Annotated in this window: 17 protein-coding genes; 16 read left to right on the top strand and 1 reads right to left on the bottom strand. The window is 65.4% G+C overall.

Features of this window, described 5'->3' with window-relative positions; genetic code table 11:
- Positions 1–55: 55 nt before the first annotated feature.
- Positions 56–604 (top strand): hypothetical protein, encoded by a 549-nt coding sequence (locus EEB18_RS08830; RefSeq protein ID WP_187141973.1) that lies wholly within the window; start codon positions 56–58, stop codon positions 602–604.
- Positions 605–756: 152 nt separating this feature from the next.
- On the opposite strand, the gene EEB18_RS08825 is transcribed toward EEB18_RS08830, so the two are convergent.
- Positions 757–2112, bottom strand: coding sequence for a putative porin (locus EEB18_RS08825; protein ID WP_187141972.1), 1356 nt, complete (start codon positions 2110–2112; stop codon positions 757–759).
- Between the two features lie 149 nt (positions 2113–2261).
- Here EEB18_RS08825 and EEB18_RS08820 point away from each other — a divergent pair, with 149 nt between their 5' ends.
- The 15 genes from EEB18_RS08820 (at position 2262) to EEB18_RS08750 (ending at position 22417) form a co-directional block, all read left to right on the top strand.
- Complete coding sequence (locus tag EEB18_RS08820) at positions 2262–2933, top strand: response regulator transcription factor (protein WP_056344667.1); 672 nt, start codon at positions 2262–2264, stop codon at positions 2931–2933.
- The gene (locus EEB18_RS08815; RefSeq protein ID WP_222943155.1) at positions 2930–4324 is read left to right on the top strand and encodes a sensor histidine kinase; all 1395 of its coding nucleotides are present in this window, start codon (positions 2930–2932) and stop codon (positions 4322–4324) included. Before EEB18_RS08820 ends, EEB18_RS08815 begins: the two co-directional genes overlap by 4 nt.
- Positions 4325–4332: 8 nt before the next feature.
- The gene (locus EEB18_RS08810; protein ID WP_187141971.1) at positions 4333–5379 is read left to right on the top strand and encodes an ABC transporter substrate-binding protein; all 1047 of its coding nucleotides are present in this window, start codon (positions 4333–4335) and stop codon (positions 5377–5379) included.
- Positions 5380–5545: 166 nt separating this feature from the next.
- Positions 5546–6964, top strand: a complete 1419-nt coding sequence (locus EEB18_RS08805; protein WP_187141970.1) for a CitMHS family transporter — start codon at positions 5546–5548, stop codon at positions 6962–6964.
- Positions 6965–7050: 86 nt separating this feature from the next.
- Positions 7051–9339, top strand: coding sequence for a TonB-dependent siderophore receptor (locus EEB18_RS08800; RefSeq protein ID WP_187669102.1), 2289 nt, complete (start codon positions 7051–7053; stop codon positions 9337–9339).
- 23 nt (positions 9340–9362) lie between these two features.
- The gene (locus tag EEB18_RS08795) at positions 9363–10439 is read left to right on the top strand and encodes a PstS family phosphate ABC transporter substrate-binding protein (protein ID WP_162248544.1); all 1077 of its coding nucleotides are present in this window, start codon (positions 9363–9365) and stop codon (positions 10437–10439) included.
- 47 nt (positions 10440–10486) lie between these two features.
- A complete protein-coding gene (locus EEB18_RS08790; protein WP_187141968.1) occupies positions 10487–12223 on the top strand; it encodes a PstS family phosphate ABC transporter substrate-binding protein in 1737 nt (578 codons plus the stop codon).
- A 106-nt stretch (positions 12224–12329) separates the two neighbouring features.
- The gene (locus tag EEB18_RS08785) at positions 12330–14672 is read left to right on the top strand and encodes a PstS family phosphate ABC transporter substrate-binding protein (RefSeq protein ID WP_187141967.1); all 2343 of its coding nucleotides are present in this window, start codon (positions 12330–12332) and stop codon (positions 14670–14672) included.
- Between the two features lie 11 nt (positions 14673–14683).
- Positions 14684–15889, top strand: a complete 1206-nt coding sequence (locus tag EEB18_RS08780; protein ID WP_187141966.1) for a PstS family phosphate ABC transporter substrate-binding protein — start codon at positions 14684–14686, stop codon at positions 15887–15889.
- A complete protein-coding gene (locus EEB18_RS08775; protein WP_187141965.1) occupies positions 15889–17094 on the top strand; it encodes a PstS family phosphate ABC transporter substrate-binding protein in 1206 nt (401 codons plus the stop codon). Before EEB18_RS08780 ends, EEB18_RS08775 begins: the two co-directional genes overlap by 1 nt.
- The gene (locus EEB18_RS08770; protein WP_187141964.1) at positions 17091–18197 is read left to right on the top strand and encodes a PstS family phosphate ABC transporter substrate-binding protein; all 1107 of its coding nucleotides are present in this window, start codon (positions 17091–17093) and stop codon (positions 18195–18197) included. The genes EEB18_RS08775 and EEB18_RS08770 overlap by 4 nt, the downstream gene beginning before the upstream one ends.
- The gene (locus EEB18_RS08765) at positions 18194–19165 is read left to right on the top strand and encodes a PstS family phosphate ABC transporter substrate-binding protein (protein WP_187141963.1); all 972 of its coding nucleotides are present in this window, start codon (positions 18194–18196) and stop codon (positions 19163–19165) included. Before EEB18_RS08770 ends, EEB18_RS08765 begins: the two co-directional genes overlap by 4 nt.
- A complete protein-coding gene (locus EEB18_RS08760; RefSeq protein WP_187141962.1) occupies positions 19162–20361 on the top strand; it encodes a PstS family phosphate ABC transporter substrate-binding protein in 1200 nt (399 codons plus the stop codon). Before EEB18_RS08765 ends, EEB18_RS08760 begins: the two co-directional genes overlap by 4 nt.
- Entirely contained in the window at positions 20361–21440 is a 1080-nt protein-coding gene (locus EEB18_RS08755) for a PstS family phosphate ABC transporter substrate-binding protein (protein WP_187141961.1), read from the top strand. Before EEB18_RS08760 ends, EEB18_RS08755 begins: the two co-directional genes overlap by 1 nt.
- Positions 21437–22417, top strand: coding sequence for a PstS family phosphate ABC transporter substrate-binding protein (locus tag EEB18_RS08750; protein WP_187141960.1), 981 nt, complete (start codon positions 21437–21439; stop codon positions 22415–22417). Before EEB18_RS08755 ends, EEB18_RS08750 begins: the two co-directional genes overlap by 4 nt.
- Positions 22418–22424 lie beyond the last annotated feature (7 nt).

The raw sequence follows: 22424 nt of genomic DNA, 5'->3' as shown, positions 1-22424 counted from the left end.
ATCAAGGGTGCCGACCAGAACAGGCGGATCCGCAATCCGGTGAGAGGAGAATTCCATGACCAAGCTTATGTTCAAGGTGGCGGCTGCCGCCATGTTTATGACGATGCCGATGACCGTCCAGGCCGGTGATGAAATTCCGCGCGCCGCCTCGACGCCGCAGACGGCGAAGAACTGGGTCGCCCCCGCGGGCAAGAACCTGGCCCAGTCGATCGTCGACGGCATCGTCGCGGGGCATCCCGAACTGGTCAGCATCACGATCCACGCGATCCCCGCCGGCATGAACGATTATACGATGATCGCGGGCACCTTTCCCGACCGCGTCGGCAATGTCTCGTCGCCGGGCGACGTGATCACCGCCAAGAAGGGCGTGACCCAGGTCGAATCGAAATGGGGCACCCCCGATTTCAACAAGAAGGTCTCGATCCTCGTTCCGCTGAAGGACCAGTCGGGCAAATATCTGCCGGTCACCATGGTCCTCGCGTTCAAGCAGTCGCCCGACAGCGGGCTGATCGACATCGACTTCATGCAGCCCGGCGTTCGCATCCGCGATGCGGTGGCATCGAAGATCCCGAGCACCGAGGCGCTCTTCTCGATCGTCAAATAACGCACGCCAATCGCATGACGGAAAAGGGCGGCCCTTGATCGGGTCGCCCTTTTTCATGCCTGTGACGGGCGCCGGGGGGACAAAAAGAGAGCCGCGCGACCCGTGGACCGCGCGGCTCCGATGCGGGAGCTCGGGAGAAAAGCTCCGTTTCGCTAAAAATTGACCGAGAAGTTGAGCCGCACCCGGTTCAGCCAGTCGCGCGGCTGGTTGGTCCCGGCATAGAGCGGGTCGAGCGGCCGATAGTGGTAGAGCGTCAGGTTGAGCAAAGTATTGGCGCGGGGCACATAATCGACGCTCAGCGAGTGCAGCAGATAGTTGGTCGCGATGTCGATATTGTCGTGGCTGAACGCCGCGAGCACCGCATCGACCTCGGTCCGGCTATAGCCATAGCCGAAGCGCAGGTCGTGCGGCTTCGAGGCGCGGCCGACAAACAGGTCGGCGCCATAGCCGGTGTCGGCGTCGACCGCCGCGCCGTAATTGTGGACATAATTGCCGATCAGCTGGACCGGCCAGCGCTCGCCCAGCCCCGCGAAGGTCGCCGATCCGACGATGTCGAGCATATCGAAGTCCGAGAGGTAGCGGCCCGCCGGGGTCAGCAGGTTCGACCGGAAGTCGCCGGCATCGGCACCGGTGATCGAGTTCACGCGATAGTCGTAATAGCCCGCCGCGAGTTCGGCGTGGAAGACGCCGGGCGCGGTCGCGAATTCGATCTGGCCGCCGACCATGCTGCTGTCCTTGGCGCGGCTCGCTTCGTCGATCTGGAAATAGAGGCCGGTGGCCTTGATCGACGCCCCGCCGGGCAGCGGTTGCTTATAGGCCGCCGATAGCCCCTGCGGGCTGACGTCGCCGTCCCACACCAGGTCGGTGCGGCGGAACGGCTGGGGAATCTTGCCGGCGTGGACGACCAGATTGCCCCAGGTCCCGCGCAGGTAGATCTGGTCGAGGCTGACGCGCAGGTCGTCGTCCCAGTTCGACAGCGTCACATCGGCGGTGTTCGGATCGTCGTCGTCGCCGGTCGAAAGCTGGGCGCCCGCCATGATATGGTCCGAAACCGCATAATTGGCGCGTAGCCGCGCCCGGACGACGCCGCGGTCGCGGTTGCGCGCGTCGGCATCGCCGAAATTGCTTTCATAGCGGACGCGCACGTCGCCCGAGAGCTGGAGCTTCGATGCCGGCCTGGCGGCGAGGGCGACCGGTGCGGGTGCCGCGGCGGCCCCTGAGATCGGCGCCCCCGAGACCGGCGTCGCGGGCGGCGGTGCGACGGGCACGCCGGTGATCCGGCCGAGCGTGTTTTCGACCTGTGCGATGCGCGCCGCGGTTTGCGCCTGTTCGGCCTTCAGCGCGTCGAGCTGGCGTTGCAGATCGGCGATCTGTTCGGCCGATGCCGACTGCGCCATCGCCCCCGATGAGGTGGTCGCGAACAGCAGCGAAAGGGCGATTGCGGCGGCCCGCAGGGGCGTGCGCGATCGGGCCGCGAAGCGGCCTCCGAAAGTCCGGTTTTCTGCCATTTTTTTCCTCTCCATTTGCTCTTTTCGGCGTCGGGAGGGCTTGCCTCGCGCTCGTTTACATGCCTAGTTAGGTCCCTAATCTGTCGCGAAGCTGTCGATGAACGGCGACGACGGACCGGCCCGAGGAGTGGCCGAGGGAGAGGGTTGCGATGCGAATTCTGGTCGTCGAGGACGATCCCGATCTGGGCGACGCCTTGCTCAAGCGGCTCAGCCGCGAGGGGCATGCGGTCGATCTGCAGTCCGACGGCGAGGCCGCCGACGATGTGCTGTGCTACCAGGATTATGAGGTCGTGGTGCTCGACATCGGCCTGCCCGGGATGGATGGCTTCGAAGTCCTGCGCGCGATGCGGCGGCGGGGGTCGCTGACCCCGGTGCTGATGCTCACCGCGCGGTCGAATATCGAGGACCGGGTCGATGCGCTCGACGTCGGCGCCGACGATTATCTGTCGAAGCCGTTCGACTTTCGCGAGTTCGACGCGCGGTGCCGCGCGCTGCTGCGCCGCTCGCAGGGGATGGCGTCGAACGTCACCGCGATCGGCGACCTGGTCTTCGATCGCAACGCCAAGCTGGTGCGGGTCGGCGACACGCAACTGACCTTGCCGAACCGCGAATTCCGCCTGCTCGAAATCCTGATCGGCAACATGGGGCGCGTGCTGAGCAAGGACCAGATCGCCTCGCAGCTCTTCGATTTCGACGACGATGCCGGTCCCAATGCGATCGAGCTCTATATCGGGCGCCTGCGCCGCAAGCTGGAGGGGGCGCTGGTCGTCCGCACCGTGCGCGGCGTCGGCTACGTCGCGGAAGCCCCCGCGGCATCGTGACCGCACGGACCACCTCGCTGCGGCTTCGCCTCGCGGGGACGCTGGGGGTGGTCTTCCTGATCGGGATGGTCGCGCTCTACGCCGCGGCGATGTCCTATGCAAAGCTGGCCGCCGACAAATCCTATGACCGGCTGCTCGGCGGGTCGGCGCTCTCGATCGCCGAAACGCTGTCGATCCTCGACGGCAAGGTGCAGGTCGATATTCCCTATTCGTCGCTCGACATGCTGTCGGCGGCGCCCGACGACCGGGTCTTCTACCGTGTCGTCGGACCCGACCGGCGGACGGTGACCGGCTATCCGGACCTGCCCGACGTGCCGCAGCGCCGCAGCGTGCGCAGCGAAAGCGACACATCGGGACAATTCTACGACGCGCGCTATCGGGGCGAGGATGTCCGCTTCGTGTCGCTGGCGCGCGAGATCGCGCAGCCGGGGACGACGGGCTGGGTCTATGTACAAGTCGGTCAGACCCGCCGCGCGCGCGACGCGCTGACGCGCGACCTTGTGTTCGGGTCGCTGGCGCCGATCCTGCTGATGACGGTCGTGGCGCTCGGCGTCGTGTGGTTCGGGGTCACGCTGGCCCTGCGTCCGCTCGGCCGGCTCAGCGGCGAACTCGCGAGCCGCCAGCCCGAAGACCTCGATCCGGTCGTCACGCCCGTTCCCGCCGAAATCGCGCCGGTCGTGGATTCGATCAACGGTTTCATGAGCCGGCTGCACGACAATATCGATACGCTGCGCAGCTTCATCGGCGACGCCGCGCACCAGCTCCGCACCCCGCTCGCGGTGATCCAGGCGCAGGCGCAGCTGGCGGAGGATGGCGACCAGGGGGACATGCGCGGCAGCCTCGTCGCGATCCGCCGCAACGCCGCGAAACTGACGCGGCTGGTGAACCAGATGCTCAGCGACGCGACGGTCCAGCACCGCTCGGACGTCCGGGTCTTCACCGAATTCGATCTGCTCGCGACCGTCCGCCAGAGCGTCCGCGAGGCGGTGCCGATGGCCGAAGACAGCGACGTCCGCTTCACCAGCCCGCTGGCGCAGGCGCCGATGGTCGGCGACCGGGTGATGATCGGCGAAGTGGTCAAGAACTTGATCCAGAATGCGTTGACCCACGGCCGGTCCGAACATGGCGAAGTGTCGCTGATGCTGGTCGAGACCCCCGACGGCTATCTGCTCAGCGTCGCCGATCGCGGGAAGGGAATCCGGCCGGACGACCGCGAACAGGTGTTCGAACGCTTTGCCCGCCGCAACAACGACGAACCGGGGGCGGGGCTCGGCCTCGCGATCGTTCGCCGCGCGGTCGAAAGCCATCGGGGTGTGATCACGCTCGGCGACCGCGAGGGCGGCGGGTTGCTGGTCGAGATCGCGCTGCCGCGCCGGGCGCGACGGTCATGATGCGCGGCATGATTTTCGCGCTATTCTGCCTGCTTTCGCTGGCGGGCTGTGCCGAGAAGGCCGCCGACCGGGGCGCCGCCGCCGAAACGCGAACCCTGACGATCTACAGCACTTCGGACCTTGAGGTCTTTCAGCCGGTCATCGACGATTTCCGGACCACCCACCCCGACATCATGATCGAATATGTCGATCTGGAAGCTGCCGAACTCGACCGGCGCTTTCGCGAGGAAAGCGCCGGCGCGGGATCGCCCGCCGACCTGTTGCTCAGCGCCGCGATGGATTTGCAGGTGCGGCTGGTGAACGACGGCTTTGCCGCGCCGCACCGGTCGCCGAACGCGGCGATGGTGCCCGGCTGGGCGCGGTGGCGCGACGAGGCGCTGGGCTTCACCTTCGAACCCGTCGTCATGGTGTTCAACCGCAAGGCGATGGCGGGGCGGCGCATTCCGATGTCGCGACCCGAACTGCTCGCCGCGCTGCGCGAGGATCCCGAATTCTGGCGCGGCCGGATCGGCACCTATGACGCCGCCACCAGCAGCGTCGGCTATCTCGTCGTATCGCAGGATGCCCGGCAAAGCAGCGATTTCGGGGCGATCGCGGAGGCGTTTCGCGACAACCGGGTGGTGACCGCGGGCACGACGTCGGAGGTGTTGCGCCGGATCGAAAGCGGCGAGCTCGCGGTCGGCTATAACGTCCTCGGCTCCTATGCCCGCGCCGAGGCCGATCGGTCGAGCAACCTCGAGCTTGTCTATCCCAGCGACTATACGCTGGCGGTCGCACGCACGGCCGTCGTCCCGAAAAGCGCACCCGAGGCGGCGGCGGCGCATCTGTTCCTCGAATATCTGCTGTCGATTCGCGGGCAGCGTATCCTGACCAATCGAAGCCGGCTCAGCGCGGTGAGGCCCGAGATCGACGGGCCGTACAGCCGCTTGGGCATCGCCGAAAAAAGCGTCGGGCCGCTCCGCCCGATCGCACTGGGGCCGGGCCTTCTCGTCTATCTCGACGCGCAGAAACGCCAGCGTTTGCTGGACCTGTGGAGCGGCCACAGCGCACGCTGAGCGGCGGAATCCACGCTGTCGCTGCCATGACAGGCCGGTGACAGCAACCTCTGTCAGAACATCCATCATAGAGCCGGACTGATCGGCCGCGCGGCATGATGCCGCGACAATCGAATACCGCCACGAGCGGTACGGGGATGGAGAGAGAGATGTCGGGGGTAACCCAGTGCTGACCCTGCTTGGCTTTGGAATGGTGATCACGTTCATGGCGTTGATCATGACCAAGCGGCTGTCGCCGATGGTCGCGCTGATCCTGATTCCCGTCCTCTTCGCGCTTGTCGGCGGCTTCGGCGGTCCGAAGCTCGGCGAGATGATGATCGACGGTGTGAAGACGCTCGCACCGACCGGCGTCATGCTGATGTTCGCGATCCTCTATTTCGGCATCATGATCGATGCCGGACTCTTCGACCCGGTGGTGCGCCGCATCCTCGCGGTCGTCGATGGCGATCCGCTGAAGGTCGTGATCGGGACCGCCGTTCTTGCCGCCTTCGTGTCGCTCGATGGCGACGGTTCGACGACCTATATGATCGTCTGCGCGTCGATGCTGCCGCTCTATCGCCGGCTCGGGATGAACGCGCTGAACCTGACCTGCGTCGCCATCCTCGCGGGCGGGGTGATGAACCTGACACCTTGGGGCGGTCCGCTGGCCCGTGCGGCCAGCGCGCTTCAGATCGACCCCTCGGCGATCTTCGTGCCGATGATCCCCACCATGGTGGTCGGCGTGATCGGCGTGATCGCCCTCGCCTGGCATCTGGGGCTGGCCGAGCGCCGCCGCCTGGGCGTCCTTGCGTTGCAACCCGCCTATGCCTTCGGCTCGCTGAGTTCGGCGGCGACAAGCGGCGCTGCGCTGCGGGAAGCGATGCGCTCCGACGCCTCGCCCGATGGCCTCGTCAATGACGGGCTGATGGAAGAATCGGCGCTGCTGCCGGCCGAAAATGGCGAGGCCGAGGCGCTGCGCCGGCCCAAGCTGCTGTGGGTCAACGCGCTGCTGACGATCGCCCTAATGGCCGGGCTGATCATGGCGGTGCTGCCGCTGCCGATCCTCTTCATGATCGGTTTCGCGCTGGCGCTGGTGATCAATTATCCGAAAGTCGACGAGCAGCGTCGCCGGGTCGCCGAACATGCCAAGAATGTCATCGCGGTCGTTTCGCTGATCTTTGCCGCCGGCGTGTTCACCGGCATTCTCGGCGGCACCGGCATGGTCGATGCGATGTCGAAAAGCTTCCTTGCGATCATTCCCGATGCATGGGGTCCCTATCTGGCCCCGATCACCGCGATCGCGAGCATGCCTTTCACCTTCTTCATCTCGAACGACGCCTTTTATTACGGCGTGCTGCCCGTCGTGTCGGAGGCTGCCGGCCACTATGGCATCGGCCAGCTCGAGATGGCGCGCGCGTCGTTGATGGGGCAGCCCGTCCACCTTCTGAGCCCGCTGGTGCCGTCGACCTATCTGCTGGTCGGTCTCGCCGGCGTCGAGTTCGGCGACCACCAGAAATTTACGCTGAAATGGGCCGTCGCGATCTGTCTGCTGATGACGGCCACCGCAATGGCCACCGGGATATTTCCGCTGGTCTCGATGACCTGAGACCAAAGACCGTTTTGGATTTTCCACCCACGCGGGGCAACCGCGGGGTGAATGAAGGGGAAGAGAAGATGAAGACCGCACGATTTATGATCGCCACCGCCCTGTTCGCGCTGGTGCCTGCAACGCCCGGCTTTGCGCAAACGAACGACGACCAGGCGGCAACCGGGGCGCAGGAGGACGAGGCGGCCGAAGACGAAGCCATCATCGTCACCGGCACCTTCCTCGACGACGGGTCGAAGAGCGCGATGAAGATGGACGTCCCCGTCCTCGACACGCCCTTTTCGGTGTCGAGCTATTCGAACGAGTTCGTGAAGTCGCTCGAGACGCAGAGTGTCGCCGACCTCTACAACTACATGACCGGCCTCAAGAAGTCGGGCGGCACCGCCTATGACATCACGCTGCGCGGGTTCAAGTCGAGCGGCGACGACCGCAACTCGATCATGGTCGATGGCCTGCCGGGCCTGACCGGACGCTATGGCTCGCCGCCGACGATCGGCGTCGAGCGGATCGAACTGGTGAAGGGCCCGATGTCGGTGCTTTACGGCCAGATCCAGCCGGGCGGCTTCGTCAATATCATCACCAAAAAGCCGCAGGCGCAGGCCGCGACGACGATCGAACTGCGCGGCAACACCTGGCTCAGCAAGAATCGCCATGCCTTCGACCATTTCGGCCTGACCGGTTCGATCGACTCGACCGGCGCGCTCGCCGGCGACGGCGCGCTGATGTACCGCCTCGTCGCCCAATATGGCGACAATGACGGTTTCCGCGATTTCGCCAATCAGAAGCAGACCTTCGTCGCACCCAGCCTGACCTGGGAAATCGGTCCCGACACCACATTGACGGTTCAGGGCGAATATCGCCGCACACGCGAAAAGTTCGACAATGGTCTGGCCGCGCCCTTCGACGGGCTCACCTCGGTGACCAGCACGATCTACGATATCGACGCGGTCGCGCCGATCACCACCACCTATCAGTCGCCCGACGATTTCCGTGTCGAGGAAGGCAAGGCGCTGAGCGCCTATTTCAAGCATGACTTCGGAAACTGGGCGCTCAACGTCAGCGGCCGTCACGTCGACTACAGCAGCCACCAGCAGGAATTTTCGAGTGTCAACGTCGCGCGCATCGCGGGCGAGTTCCGCGTCACCCGCCGCGCCCGCGAACTCAAGACCGATCGCAAATACGACTATGTCGACATCAACCTGAACGGCGAGTTCGAGACCTTCGGGCTCGAACACAAGCTGCTGGTCGGGGTTAACGCCGGCAAGGATCAGGTGAGCGAAAATCGCCTGAAATTCTTCAACTCGAACAATCGCAACGCCGCTGGCGTATGCCCCGTCGGCGGGACCTGTCTCGACATCAGTCTCTACAATCCCGACTTCGGCGCCTTTCCGAATTTCGAGTCCTTGCCGGCGCTCAATCCGGCATTGACCGGTCAGGCAAGTTTGCTGACGCACCGCATCATCGATTCCAGCAACTGGGGCATCTACCTGTCGGACCTGATTACCGTGACCGACTGGCTCAAAGTCAGCGCTTCGGTTCGCAAGTTCCGCGAAAAGGCCGTGGTGCAGCCCGACGCACGCAATACGCCGACCGTGGTCAATACCCGCATTACCAAACGGGATTTTCTGCCGAGCTTTGGCATCCTGCTCCAGCCGAAGGACAATATCACCATCTATGGCAGCTATGCCGAATCCTTCGTGCCGGCCGATCCCGGTATCTTCGACGCCGACGGAAATAACTTCTTCAAGCCGCTCGAAGGCAAACAATATGAGGTCGGCATCAAGGCCGAGGATCTGCTCGATGGCCGCCTGAATGCAACCGCAGCGCTCTATCGCATCGATCAGACGGGCCAGATTACGCAGTTCCAATGCCCGCTCGGCAGCTGTTCGGCACAGCTCGGCGAAGCGCGGTCGGATGGCTTTGAAATCGAAGGGAATTATGAGCCGATCGATAATTGGCAGTTCATTTTCGGTTACACCCATATCAACGCCCGCGTGTTGAGCGCTTCGGTCAAGGATCAGAAATTTCAGGAAGGTCTGCCGCTCGCCAACGTCGCAAAGGATGCGGCCAATTTGTGGACCCGCTACGACTGGGAAAATGGTTTCGGTATCGGTCTCGGCGTAACCTATACCGGTCCGCGTGCGGGCATCTTGCCCACGAACAAGGACGACCTCAAACCGCTCGACCTGCCCGGCTATTTGCTCGTCGACGCCGGGATTTACTACAAGGCCGAACGCTTCTCGGTGAACCTCAAGCTCGGCAATCTCTTCGACAAGAAATATTACGAAAGCTCGGGCGCCGGTTCGTCGGGCCGCGTCCAGATCCAGGCCGGCCAGCCGCGCTACGCGACGCTGACCACGCGCTTCACCTTCTGATCATGCAAAGGGTCGCCAACATCATGCGTCGACATGCCTTGCGGTCGCTCGTTGCCCTGTCGCTGGTCGCGACCGGGGCCGCGGCGGCGAACGCCGAACCCTATCAGAAGGGCGAGCCCGTCAGCGGCACCATCCGCAACTATGGCTTCGGCCTCGGCGGGGTGCTGGTCCAGTGGCAGGAGGCGTTCAGGAAGCTGCATCCGGAGATCGTGTTCGAAAACACCCTGCCGACCAGCGACGCCGCCTTTCCGGCGCTGGTGACCAACGTCACCGACCTCGGCCCGAACGGCGGCGAACCGGCGATCGTCGAGGCCCTGAGCTTCTTTGAAACCCATGGCTATCACGCCTCTTATGTCGTGGTCGCGTCGGGCTCCTATGACCGCGAGGGCCGCTCGAACGGGCCGGTGGTGTTCGTGCACAAGGACAATCCGCTGAAGCAGCTGACCGTCGAGCAGCTCGACGGTATCTTCGGGTCGGAGCGGTCGGGCGGCCTGCGCGGCTTCGAATGGACCGAGAAGGACGCGCGCGGCCCCGAAAAGGACATCCGCACCTGGCGCCAACTCGGCGTCAGGACCGGCCCCTGCGCGAACAAGCCGATCAAGACCTATGGCCATGGCCCGTCGGGGACCACCCGCTTCTTCCAGCTCCATGTGCTCGGCGGCAGCGACAAGTGGAACCCCAATTACAGCGGCCATGTCGAAACCGGCAGCAAGCAGATCCCGGCCGACGAGCGCCACCACGGCCGCCTCGGCGCCAAGCATATGCTGGGCGAGCGGTTGGCGAACGACCCGTGCGCGATCGGCTGGTCGGTGATGTCGCAGGCGAAGGAGATCGAGGGGCTCAAGCCCGTCGCGCTCGCCGCGCGCGGCACGACCAACTATGTCCTGCCGAGCGAGGCGAGCTTTCGCGACCGCAGCTATCCGCTGGTCCGCAACATCTACATCTATTTCGACCGCAAGCCGGGCACCGCGATGGAACCGCGCTTCCGCGAGTTCCTGCGCTTCGCGCTGAGTGACGAGGGGCAGAAGATGGTCGCCGACGCCGGCTATCTGCCGCTGCCCGCCAAGATGCTCGCCGAACAGCGCGCCAAACTCGATTGAACTGCAACAATGCCCCGCGATGCACGCGGGGCCAAAGGGGAAGAGCGATGAAGGTCAGAATTTTCAGCCTGCGCCAGCTTTGGGGGGCCTTGATGCTCCTGCTGGCCGCGACATTCGCCGGACCGGCACTGGCGCAGACCGCCAATGTGCTGATCAAGGTGCCCGTCGGCACCGAAACGCCCGAGGGGCTGGCGACCACGCTGGCCGCATGGCGCCAGTCGGGCCAGGTATCCGATGCCATCTGGCTCGAGGCTGACGAGGAAAAGGGCGCGGCCTTCAGCCGGTTCGTCGCGCTCGAATTCCCGACCGAGGGCAGCTATCAGGCGTGGGTCCGCGAGGGCCAGCCGAAGCTCGCCGCCGCGCTCGACGTCAAGCGCGTCGACATACTGACCCACGGCGAAAAGACCCCGCGCGATTCGAACAATTCGGTCTTCAAGATCAACATGTACGAACCGACCGCGCCCGAGGCGAAGCAGCGCGAATTCGCGACCGGCTATATCAAGCCGCTGATGGACGGCCAGATCGCCGGCAAGCTGCTGATGCGCTACACCATGTATCTGGAACGCGGCGCGGGCGGCAAGACCTGGCTCTTGATGGAATATCGCGATCCGGTCGCCTTCGCCAAGTCTGAGGATTTCAAGGGCGTGCTGCGTCCGCAGCTCCTCCGGGACAATGCGACCTACGCCGCGTTCGACAAGGTCAAGGATTCGCTGCGCACGACGGGTCCGGAAACCTTGTCGAGCTATCGCGAACTGCCGCCGCCGTCGCTGCCGAACCTGCCTTCGTACAAGCCCGAATTCCGGGTCGTCGGCGGCCTGCGCATCGTGGGCAGCGAGCTCAAGAATGCCGTGCCGCAGCTCGCCGCCGGCTTCGCGCAATTCCACCCCGAGGCGAAGATGGCGACGAGCCATATCCCGTCGAGCGAGGGCGGCATCGCCGGTCTCTACATGGGCGTCTCGGACGTCGCGCCGATGGGCGACGATGCCAAGATCACCGACATGATGCCCTTCTACAACGCCTTCGGTTATATGCCGACCGAGATTTCGGTCGCGACCGGCGGTTATGAAAAGCGCGGGTCGCTGTTCGCCTGGGCGATCGTCGTCAACAAGAACAACCCGCTCAACGAAATCTCGATGGACCAGCTCGAACGGCTGTTCGGCTCCGAACGCACCGGCGGCTGGGAACTGTACAAGGGCGACTATAAATATACGTCGAAATATGCGCTCGACCGTTCGAAGCTGATCCGCACCTGGGGCCAGCTCGGCGTCAAGGGCGCAATGGCGAACAAGGAGGTCGAAACCTTCGGCTATGTCGCGCCGGGCTTCGCGATCGCGATCCAGCGCCACCTCCTTTACTGGTCGCAGAAGATGAACCCCAACTTCCGCGAATATGTCGAAGCGAAGCAGGCGGTTCCGGGTACCGAAAAGGATATCGCGAGCACCGCGGCGCTCGAAGACCTGTCGAAGAACCCGAACGCCATCGGCATCGCCTCGCTGATGCACGTCAAAAACTATCCCGATGTGAAGGTGCTGAAGGTCATCCCGCGCGGCGGCGGTGCCGCGGTCGCTCTCACGCCGGACTCGGTGGCGGGCCGCACCTATCCGCTGATCCGTGACGGCTATTTCTACGTCAACAAGGCGCCGGGTCAGAAACTCGATCCCAAGGTACGCGAATTCATGCGCTTCGTGCTCAGCCGCGAAGGTCAGGAAATCATCGCCCGGGTCGGCTATTATTATCCGCTGACCCCCGAATATCTGGCCGAGCAGCTGAAGAAGCTCGACTGATATGCTGATCGCCTAGCCCGCGATGCCGTGACATCGCGGGCCGGGCCGGCCGGCACTGCGCGATGCGCGTCCCGCAGTGCCGGCACTAATCGAAGAAGCGGAGCCGATGAAAAAGCCTTTGACCGGATTGTCGCTGATCCTTCTCGCCGCGGGGACCGCCGCCTTCGCGCAGGAGGACAAGCGTCCGACCGGCGAAACCTACGACCAGATTTTCCAGCGCCTCGGCGACGGAATGCGCGAGAATATCATCATCCGCGGCGAGCATGACGCGCGTACCGATGCGCGCAAGCACAAGCGTTTCTACACCGACCTTCAACCGCTGGCCGACCTGCCGCCCTATCGGCCCGCGAAGCAGCTGACGGGCACGATCCGCGTGTCGGGCCTCTATCTCCACGACGGGCTGATCAAGGACCAGTGGATCGAGTCCTTCCAGCGCTTCCATCCGGGCGTGAAGGTCGTGATCCTGCCCAAGGGCACGATCGCGTCGGGCGCGGTCGATATCGAGACCGGGCCGCGCATTTCCGACCGCCTGCGTGCCGCCTCGCAATATGAGCAGGCGACCGGCGAGCGATTGTTCGAGATCGACTGGGCGACCGGCAGTTACGACGTGCCCGGCTGGAGCCCCGGCTTCGTGATCTTCGTCCACAAGGACAACCCGATCGCGCATCTTTCGGTCGAACAGCTCGACGGCATTTTTGCGGGGTCGCGCACCGGCGGGTGGAAGGGCACGACCTGGGACCCGGGCGTCGCGCGCGGGCCCGAAAAGAACATCCGCACCTGGGGCGACCTCGGCCTCACCGGCGAATGGGCCGACAAGCCGATCATGATCTACGGCCGCCCGCTGAAGTACAACATCCAGCTTGGTTTCGAGCGCAAGATTTTCCAGGGCGGCGACGTCTGGAACGAAAATACGCTCGAATATAGCCATGAGGCGAACCCCGACGGCACGCGTTATTCCTCGTCGGTGGAAATGGTCAGGGACATGTCCGCCGACCGCTACGGCATCTCCTTTTCCGACATGGGATCGAACCGTCCCGGCATCCGTGCGGTGCCGATCGGTGCCAGCGCGGCGGGGCCGTTCGTGCCGATCTCGCTGACCAGTCTGCGCGACCGCTCCTATCCGCTGTTCATCGAACAATGGGCGCAGGTGCGCGTGGCGCCGGGCCAGCCGCTCGATCCGCTGGTCAAGGAATTCCTGACCTTCATGCTCAGCCGCGACGGGCAGGATGGCGTGCAGCGCGACGGCAAATGGATCACATTGCCCGCGGGCCGCGCCGCCGAGATGCGGTCGAAGCTCGACACCACCGGCGAGCGCGTCGACCCGCATGCACTGGGGCTGCAACTCGACCAGCTGGCGCCGAAGAAATGGGATGGCGAAAGCCCCGACGAGACGGGCCGGACCGTCGCGACGCGCGCTTATTACAAGACCGCGTTCGACCTGTCCGGGCTCCCCGTCTATGCCCCGGCCGCGCCGGTTGCCGGTACGGTGCGGATGCCGGCGAGCGGGCAGCTCATGGGCGGCACCGCGGGCAAGGCGCTGATCGCGGCCTTCAACCGGCACCAGCCCGATATCCGCTTCGAGATCCGCGACGGCGACCTCAACGACGACGCCGTCGACCTGTCGATCGGGCGCCGCTGGAGCAGCTATTTCGCGGGCGAGGTCTATGATTTCCAGTTGAAGCGCGACCGCAGCCCGCGCGAAATCCAGGTCGCGACCGGATCGTTCGACGTCGCCGGCTGGAGCCCCGCGATCGCGGTCTTCACCGGCCGGGATGTGAAGCTTAAAGGGCTGACCATCCGCCAGCTCGACGGCATCTTCGGCGGCCCGCGCCGCGGCGGCTGGGTCTCGACGACCTGGCGGCGGCAGGCGGGGCGCGGGGCGGACCGGAATATCCGCTGGTGGCGCGATCTGGGTGTCACCGGCTTCTGCGCCGACAAGCCGATCGACGTTTACGTCCCGCCGCTCAAATATCATCTGATGTCGGTGTTCGAGCGCAAGGTGCTCGTCGGCGGCAATATGTGGAACGACAATGCGCGCGAAATCCCGCTTGCGCTGAAGAATGGCAAGCGGACGCATCCGGGCGAAGATCGCGTGGCGGCGGCGGTGCGCGACCGCTGCGGCATCGCCTTTGCCGATCCGGGCGTGAAGGTGAAGGGCGCGATGATGGTGCCGGTCGCGCGCGACGAGGCCAGTCCCTTCGTGCTGCCGACGCTGAAAAGCGTGCAGGATCGCAGCTATCCGCTGCACCTCGAAACCTATGCCTATGCCGATGCGCAGCCCGATCAGCCGATGGCGCCCGCGGTGCGCGAGTTCCTGCGCTTCGTGCTCAGCCGCGAAGGCCAGGCGATCATCCAGCGCGACGGCAAATGGCTGCCGCTGACCGCCGAAGTCGCGCGCGCCGAGGCCGCGAAAATCGACCTCGCTCTTCCCCGGGTAACCGCGAAATGAAGGACCACGCCATGAAGCTGCTCCCCCTGACCCTGATGGCGCTGATGCTCGCCGCACCCGCTGCAGCGCAGATGCAGCCGGCACCGTCGCCCGCACCGGCGGAAGAGCCGACCAATGCCAAGCGCAGCATCTGGACCCTCGATGTCACCGGCTTCCGCAAACAGAAGGCGACGCTCGGCGGCTATACCAAGAAATGGGATCTGTCGGACCTGCCGGTGTATAAGCCGAAGCGGCAGGTCAGCGGCAAGCTGCGCATCTGGGGCAGCAATTATCTGAAGGACGGCCCGCTCGGCGAATATTGGTCGAGCGAGTTCAGGAAGTTCCACCCCGGCATCGAATTCGAGTTCAACCTGCCGACGGCGGGGATCGCGGTGCCGGGCGTCGCGGGCAAGGTCGCCGACCTCGGCGTCGGGCGCCCCGCGACGCTGATGGATCATCTGACCTTCGAGCAGGTCTATAAATATCCGGTCACCGAGATCACGGCCGCGACGGGGTCGTATGACGTCTATGGCTGGTCGCCGGGTTTCATCATCCTTGTCCACAAGGACAACCCGATCAAGCAGATCAGCATGAAGCAGCTCGACGGCGTGTTCGGGACGGCGCGCAACGGCGGCTATGACGGCAGCGTCTATCGCAACGATTATCCGTTCAAACGCGGCGCCGACGAGAATATCCGCACCTGGGGCCAGCTTGGCGCGACCGGCGAATGGGCGAACAAGCCGATCCATCCGTGCGGCCAAAGCCCGCGCGCGAATATCCAGGTCGTGTTCCAGAATCTCGTCCTGCGCGGCAGCGACCAGTGGGTCGAGGGTTATCAGGCCTTCGCCAATTATGCGACGCCGGAGGGTACGATCGCATCGTGGAGCAAGCAGGTGCTCGACTTCGCCGAGGGCGACCCGCTCGCCATCTGCATCGCCTCGCCGCTGGCGCTCGGCCCGAACCTCAAGGAACTGGCGGTACAGGGATTCGACGGCGGCCCCTTCGTCGCGCGCACGCTGGAGAGCACCCGCGACCGCAGCTATCCGCTGATCAACGAGATCTTCTTCTACGCCAACAAGGCACCCGGCCAGCCGATGGATCCCAAGGTGGAAGAGTTTCTCCGTTTCGTGCTGAGCCAGCAGGGGCAGGAACAGATCCAGCGCGAGGGCCGCTACACCCCGCTGACCGCCGCGGTGGTCAAAGCGCAACTCGCCAAGCTCGAGCCGGGCGCGCAATGATGCGGCTGGCAATCCTCACCATCGCCCTGCTCGCGGCGACCCCGGCCGCGGCGCAGGCACCCGTCGGCTCGATGAACTCGCTCGACTTGCAAAAGGCCCGCGCCGACGCGCTGAAGACCAAGGGCTTCCGCCGCGCCTATACGATCGAATTCGATCTGTCGCAGCTCCCGGAATACAAGCCGTCGGCGCCGATGAAGGGCGTCATCCGGCAATGGGGATCGAACTATCTCGCCGACAGCCCGCTGCAGGGCTATTTCGAGGAAGCGTTCAGGAAATATCACCCCGGGGTGACGTTCGAGAATAATCTCGCGAGCACCTTCATCGGCATGGCCGGGCTCTATACCGGACAGGCCGATCTCGCGCCGATGGGCCGGCGCCCGAGCTGGGAGGAATTGCAGGCCTATCAGCGGATGATGGGCGGCCTGCCCGCCGAAGTGATGATGGCGACGGGGTCGTTCGACGTATCGGGCTGGTCCTTCGCGCTCGTGCCCTTCGTCCACAAGGACAATCCGCTCAAGTCGCTGACCATCGAACAGCTCGACGGCATCTTCGGTGCCGAGCGCCAGGGCGGGTGGAAGCTCAATAGCTGGGACGCCAGCGTCGCGCGCGGCCGGGACAAGAATATCCGCACTTGGGGGCAGCTTGGGCTCACCGGCGAATGGGCCGACAAGCCGATCCGCGTCCTTGGCTATACGACCAACTTCCACTTCCCGCGCGACTTCGCCGACAAGGTGTTCGGCGGCGGGTACAAGTGGAACGAGCAGATGGAGGAATATAGCAACAAGGTGCGCGAGAGCGACGGCGACTATGGCAAATTGTGGAACGCCGGCGACCAGATGATGGAGGACCTCGGCAACGACAAATATGCCATCACCTATACGGCGATGCTCTATGCCGACAAACCCAACGTCAAGACGGTGCCGCTCGCGCAGACCGCGGCGGGGCCGTTCGTCATGCCGACGATCCAGAGTGTGCAGGCGCGTACCTATCCGCTGACGCGCGAGGTCTATTTCTATGCCAACCGCAAGGCGGGCGAGAAAATGGACCCGCTGATCGCCGAATATCTGCGCTTCGTGGTCAGCCGCGAGGGACAGGCACTGATCATGAAGGATGGCAAATATCTGCCGCTGACGGCCGAGGCGGCGCGCGCGCAGCTGGTCGAGATCGAAAAGACCGGATCGGCATCGGCGGGCGAGGGCGGATGAGCCTTGCGCGCCGCACCCTGATCGGCGGCGCGTTCGCGCTCTGGGCGATGCCCGCGGCGGCGCAGCGGCTGACCCCCGCGGTGCAGAAGATCGACCCGCGCCCGCAGGCACCGGGCAGCGTCGCGGCGCGCGCGGCGGCGGCGATGCCCCGCTACGCGCCGGCGGAAAAGGTCACCGGCGACATCCGCCTGTGGGGCCATGGCAATCGCAAGCTGCCGTGGATGCATTATCTGGTCGATCAGTGGGCGGAGGATTTCCAGCGTTTCCACCCCGAGGCGCGGCTGGAGACGCATCTTTACGGCACGTCGTCGGGCATCCCCGCGCTCTATAACGGGCTCGGCGACATCGCGCTGCTCGGCGAGGAAATTCTCCCCGACGCGGCCAGGGCGTTCGAGCGGGTGAAGGGCTATGCGCCGACCGGCGTCGAGCTGATGACCGGCAGCGTCGATATCCGCAATTTCGACTATGCGCAGATGGTCTTTGTCCATCGCGACAATCCGTTGGCGCGGATTTCGCTGGTCGAGCTCGACGCGATCCTCGGGACCGAGCACCGGCGCGGGACACGCAATATCCGGCGTTGGGGCGAACTCGGTCTGACGGGCGCCTGGGGGACCCGCGCGATCACCCCCTATAGCTGGGCGATCGACGACAGCTTCGGCTTCTACCTTCGCAACGCGGTGCTCATGGGCAGCCATCGTTGGAATCCCGCCTTGCAGGGTTTCGCGCATATCAACAACGCCGACGGGACGATCTATGACCATGGCCAGCAGGTGCTCGACGCGCTGGCGAAGGACCCGGCGGGGATCGCGGTGTCGAACATCCGTTATGCGGTGCCCGAGGTGAAGCCGCTCGCGCTCGCGCATACGGCCGCCGGGCCGTTCGTTGCGGTCAGCGAGGCCAGCCTGATCGACCAGAGCTATCCGCTCGCCCGCACCCTGCCGGCGGTGATCGACTTGCCGCCCGACCGCCGCATCGATCCCAAAGTGCGCGAATTCCTGCGCTATGTGCTGAGCCGCGAGGGGCAGGAGGCGGTCAATCGCGACGGGCGCTATCTGCCACTGTCGCCAGCTGCGGCCGAGAAAGAGCGGAGGAAACTGGCATGAGGATGCTGCTCGCCGCCGCCTTGCTGTTCGCGCCTGTTGCCGTGCAGGCGCAGGAACAGGTGATCCGCATCTGGGGCACGCCCGCGATGCTCGGCGTCGCCGAGCGCTGGGCCGACGCCTATGAGAAACAGCACCCCGGCACCCGTTTCGAATTTTCGATGAAGGGATCGGACAGCGCGATCCACGGGCTGGTTGGCGGGGTCGCCGACATCGCCTTGATCGGTCGCGCCAACGACATCGTCGATGACAACGGCTTTTCGCGGCCGAAGGAATATCATGCGACGCGGATCGAGATCGCGACCGGCGCGGTCGCCGCGCCGGGCAAGTCCGACGCGATCACGCTGCTCATCCATGACGACAACCCGTTGACGGCGCTGACGCTCGACCAGCTGGCGCGGATCATCGATTGCGGCGATGAGGCGCGGCCGATCGCGACCTGGGGCGACCTCGGGCTGAAAGGCGAATGGGCGCGGCAGCCGATCCGCATCCACAGCTATGATTTCGCGACGCGTACCGGGCTTTGGCTCCAGAACCGCGTGACGGCGAAGGACCGGCGCATGTGCTGGGACCGCATCGCCGAATATGACGATGCGCGCCGGCTCGACGGCACGATCGCGGCGGCCGCCGACCGGGCGGGCGAAGGCGGCCGGGGCGACCGCTATGCGCTCGTCATCGCCAATGCCGCGCAGGCGTGGGGCGGACTCAAGGCCGTGGCGCTGTCGGATGGCGGCGCGGCGGTGCTGCCGACCGCGGCCACGGTCGCCGACCGCTCCTACCCGCTGACGCGCCGCGCCTATGCCTTCGTCGATCGTGCGCCGGGCAAGCCGCTGGCGCCGCATGTCAAAGCCTTCCTGCAATTCGCGTTATCGGCCGAAGGACAGAAGCTGCTCGAAGCCGACAATGGCTATCTACCCCTCGACCGCCCGACCGCGGCGGCACAGATCGCAATATTGGAGAGCGAAAAATGAAGCGCATCGTGACGGCCGCGCTGGCTGCGCTGGTCCTGACATCCGCAGCAACGGCACAGGAGGCCAGCGCGCCGACGACCGACGCCGACGCGCTGTCGAAGGCGCGTGCGATCGGCAATCGCGGGCGCGCGGTGAAAATCTTCTATGAGCCGCAGTTCGACCTGACCGGACTCAAACCCTATGTGCCGCAGGCGCAGGTGACCGGCACGATCCGCCAATGGGGCAACAACTACCTCAAGGACAGCGGGCTGATGGAGGTGTGGCAGGCCGAGTTCCGCAAGTTGCAACCGGGCGTCAGCTTTAACGACAACCTCTACAGCTCGTCGGTCGCCTTCCCCGGGCTGATCTCGGGCGCCGCCGACGTCGCGCCGATGGGGCGGCAGGCGTTGTGGGACGAACTCAAGGGCTTCGAGCGCGAAGGCGCGCAAGGCGGTGAGGAAGGTGTCGGGCAGACCGAGGTGGTCGAGATCATCATGGCGACGGGATCGTACAATGTCCGTGGCTGGTCCTATGCGCTCGGCATCTTCGTCCACAAGGACAATCCGCTGACCGGCCTGACGATGGAGCAGGTCGACGGCATATTGGGCGGTCGCCGTGACGGCGGCTGGAACGGGCTGACCTGGGACACCAGCGTCGCGCGCGGACCCGAGAAGAATATCCGCACCTGGGGCCAGCTCGGCCTCAAGGGCGAATGGGCGAACAAGCCGATCACTGTCTACGGTTACAACGCCAAATATCATTTCAACGACGAGATCGACAAAAAGGTGCTCAAGGGTTCGGGCAAGTGGAACGAGGACATGCGCGCCTATTCCAACGTCGCGGGGCTGAAGGCGGACGGCTCGCTGACCGCGGGCGGCGAGCTCATCACCAACGGGTTGGCGGCGGACAAATATGGCATCGCCTACACCGGCATTCCGTTCATGAACGACAGCATCAAGTCGGTGCCGCTGTCGACCGACGGCGGCAAGACCTTCATCCCGCTGACCCTCCAGACCGTCCAGAACCGCAGCTTCCCGCTGACCCGCGACGTTTATTATTATTTCCGCCGCGAGAAGGGGAAACCCGTCGACCCCAAGGTCAAGGAATGGCTGCGCTATGTGTTGAGCCGCGACGGGCAGGCGGCGATCCAGGCCGACGGCAAATATCTGCCGCTGACCCCCGAGGTCGCGGCGGCGCAATTGGCCAAGCTCGACTGATGCGGCGCCCGCTTGCCCTGTTCCTCGCTTTTGCGACGCTGTTCGCCGGCCCCGCGCAGGCCGAAAGCACGACACACCTGCTCGGTGCGGATCACCCCGCGCTGGCCTTCGTCGACGGGCTTCCGGCCTATCGACCGCAGGAGCGCGTGACGGGCACGCTGCGCATCTGGGGGCATGGCAGTTTCAAGCGCGACTTCATGGGGCAATTGCTGGCGACCTGGATCGCCGAATTCGCGAAGCACCAGCCCGAGGTAAAATTCGAAAACCGCATGTACGGCACCGCCTCGGCGATCGGGTCGCTCTACAGCGGCACCGGCGACATCGCCATATTGGGCGAGGAAATCAGCCCCGCCGCGCTCCGCGCCTTCCGCCGTGCCAAGGGCTATGACCCGACCGGCATCGAGGTCGCGAACGGCAGCGTCGACGTCAATTTCTACGACTATGCCCATATGATCTTCGTCCACCGCGACAATCCGATCAAAGGGCTGACGCTGAAGCAGCTCGACGCGATCTTCGGCGAGGAAGGGCGGCGCGGCGGCGGGCAGGTGCGGCGCTGGGGGCAGCTCGGGCTGGGCGAGGCGTGGCGCGATGCCGCGATCATCCCCTATGGCTGGAAGACCGATGTCGATTTCGGGCTGTTCTTCCGTGAACGCGTGCTCGAGGACAGCCACCGCTGGAACGGCGCGATGCGCGAATATGAGCATCAGCAACGTCCCGACGGCACCCAATATGATCATGGCCAGCGGATCGTCGATGCGCTGGCGACCGACCGCACCGGCATCGCGATCTCGAACATCCGCTACAAGCATCCCGACGTCCGCGCGCTGCCGCTCGCCTGGGACGCCAAGGGGCCGTTCGTCGATGCGACGCCTGAGACGCTGATCGACCGCAGCTATCCGCTGATCCGGATCATCCCCGCCTATGTCGACGTCCCCCCGGGCCAGAAGATGGATCCTGCGCAGCGCGAGTTCCTGCGCTTCCTGCTGAGCCGCGAGGGCCAGCGCATATTGATCGACCATAGCGGTTACCTGCCGCTCAGCGCCAGGACGCTGACGCACGAGCTGGGGAAAGTGAAATGAGGCGCCGCCAACTCCTGTCCGCGCTGGCGCTGCTCCCGGCGACCGCCTGGGCCTCGACGCTGCCGCCGCCGGTGCATGGCCTGCCCGGACGTGTCCGGCTGGCGGGGACGGCAGGCATGATGCCGGTCGTCGCGGCGTGGAAGCGAGCCTTCGAGACCGCCAATCCCGCGATCAGGGTCGACGTCGCGATGGCGGGCAGCGATGTCGCGATGGCCAATCTCTATGCGGCGACCTGTGACATCGCGCTGATCGGGCGCGAGGCGACCAAGCCCGAAATCCAGGCCTTCGAATGGATTTATCGCTTCCGGCCCAGGGGCGTCGCGGTGCTGGGTGGCAGCGTCGCGACGCCGGGGCGCTCGCCCGCACTGGCGGCGATGGTGCATCGGAGCAATCCGCTCGCCTCGATCAGCATCGACGGGCTCGCCGCGGCATTCGGCGACGGGGCGCAGCAGGCACGGACGTGGGGCGACCTGGGCCTCGACGGCGCGTGGCGCGACCGGCCGATCCATCTCTACGCGCCCGAGGCCGAGAGCGGCAGCGGCCGCTTCTTCCGCGCGGCGGTGCTGAACGGCAGCAACCGCATGGCATGGCCGCGCCTGCGCGAATATACGGTGCCGCCGCGCCCGGCGAAGGCCGAAGCCGAGGCGGCCATCGCGATGCGCCGCGCGCTGGCGCGCGATCCCGCCGGCCTTGGCATCGGGATCGCCGGGAAAGAGATCAAGACGCTGCCGCTGATCGGCGCCAACGGGATTGCGCTGTTGCCCGATGCGGCGTCGGTCGGCGCGGGCACCTATCCGCTCGGCCGCACGGTGCAGGCTTATCATGCGGCGCCGGCGAAGACGCCCGTCCACCCCGAAACGCTCGCCTTCCTCCGCTTCATGCTGACGCCCGAGGCGCAGGCGATCGCGGGACGGGCGAGCGACTATCTGCCGCTGTCAGCCGGGGCCGCGCAGGAAGCCCGCGCGGCCCTCGGCTGATGCGCCC

Source organism: Sphingopyxis sp. OPL5 (genome assembly GCF_003797775.2).
Lineage (GTDB): Bacteria > Pseudomonadota > Alphaproteobacteria > Sphingomonadales > Sphingomonadaceae > Sphingopyxis.
The sequence above is the reverse complement of the archived record's forward strand: the minus strand, read 5'-3'. Positions and strand labels throughout refer to the sequence as shown.

What these genes read in the sequence shown, in the direction of transcription:
- EEB18_RS08830 (WP_187141973.1), top strand. Translation starts at nt 56, where the DNA reads ATGACCAAGCTTATGTTCAAGGTGGCGGCTGCCGCCATGTTTATGACG.
- EEB18_RS08825 (WP_187141972.1), bottom strand. Translation starts at nt 2,112, where the DNA reads ATGGCAGAAAACCGGACTTTCGGAGGCCGCTTCGCGGCCCGATCGCGC.
- EEB18_RS08820 (WP_056344667.1), top strand. Translation starts at nt 2,262, where the DNA reads ATGCGAATTCTGGTCGTCGAGGACGATCCCGATCTGGGCGACGCCTTG.
- EEB18_RS08810 (WP_187141971.1), top strand. Translation starts at nt 4,333, where the DNA reads ATGATTTTCGCGCTATTCTGCCTGCTTTCGCTGGCGGGCTGTGCCGAG.
- EEB18_RS08800 (WP_187669102.1), top strand. Translation starts at nt 7,051, where the DNA reads ATGATCGCCACCGCCCTGTTCGCGCTGGTGCCTGCAACGCCCGGCTTT.
- EEB18_RS08795 (WP_162248544.1), top strand. Translation starts at nt 9,363, where the DNA reads ATGCGTCGACATGCCTTGCGGTCGCTCGTTGCCCTGTCGCTGGTCGCG.
- EEB18_RS08790 (WP_187141968.1), top strand. Translation starts at nt 10,487, where the DNA reads ATGAAGGTCAGAATTTTCAGCCTGCGCCAGCTTTGGGGGGCCTTGATG.
- EEB18_RS08785 (WP_187141967.1), top strand. Translation starts at nt 12,330, where the DNA reads ATGAAAAAGCCTTTGACCGGATTGTCGCTGATCCTTCTCGCCGCGGGG.
- EEB18_RS08780 (WP_187141966.1), top strand. Translation starts at nt 14,684, where the DNA reads ATGAAGCTGCTCCCCCTGACCCTGATGGCGCTGATGCTCGCCGCACCC.
- EEB18_RS08775 (WP_187141965.1), top strand. Translation starts at nt 15,889, where the DNA reads ATGCGGCTGGCAATCCTCACCATCGCCCTGCTCGCGGCGACCCCGGCC.
- EEB18_RS08770 (WP_187141964.1), top strand. Translation starts at nt 17,091, where the DNA reads ATGAGCCTTGCGCGCCGCACCCTGATCGGCGGCGCGTTCGCGCTCTGG.
- EEB18_RS08765 (WP_187141963.1), top strand. Translation starts at nt 18,194, where the DNA reads ATGAGGATGCTGCTCGCCGCCGCCTTGCTGTTCGCGCCTGTTGCCGTG.
- EEB18_RS08760 (WP_187141962.1), top strand. Translation starts at nt 19,162, where the DNA reads ATGAAGCGCATCGTGACGGCCGCGCTGGCTGCGCTGGTCCTGACATCC.
- EEB18_RS08755 (WP_187141961.1), top strand. Translation starts at nt 20,361, where the DNA reads ATGCGGCGCCCGCTTGCCCTGTTCCTCGCTTTTGCGACGCTGTTCGCC.
- EEB18_RS08750 (WP_187141960.1), top strand. Translation starts at nt 21,437, where the DNA reads ATGAGGCGCCGCCAACTCCTGTCCGCGCTGGCGCTGCTCCCGGCGACC.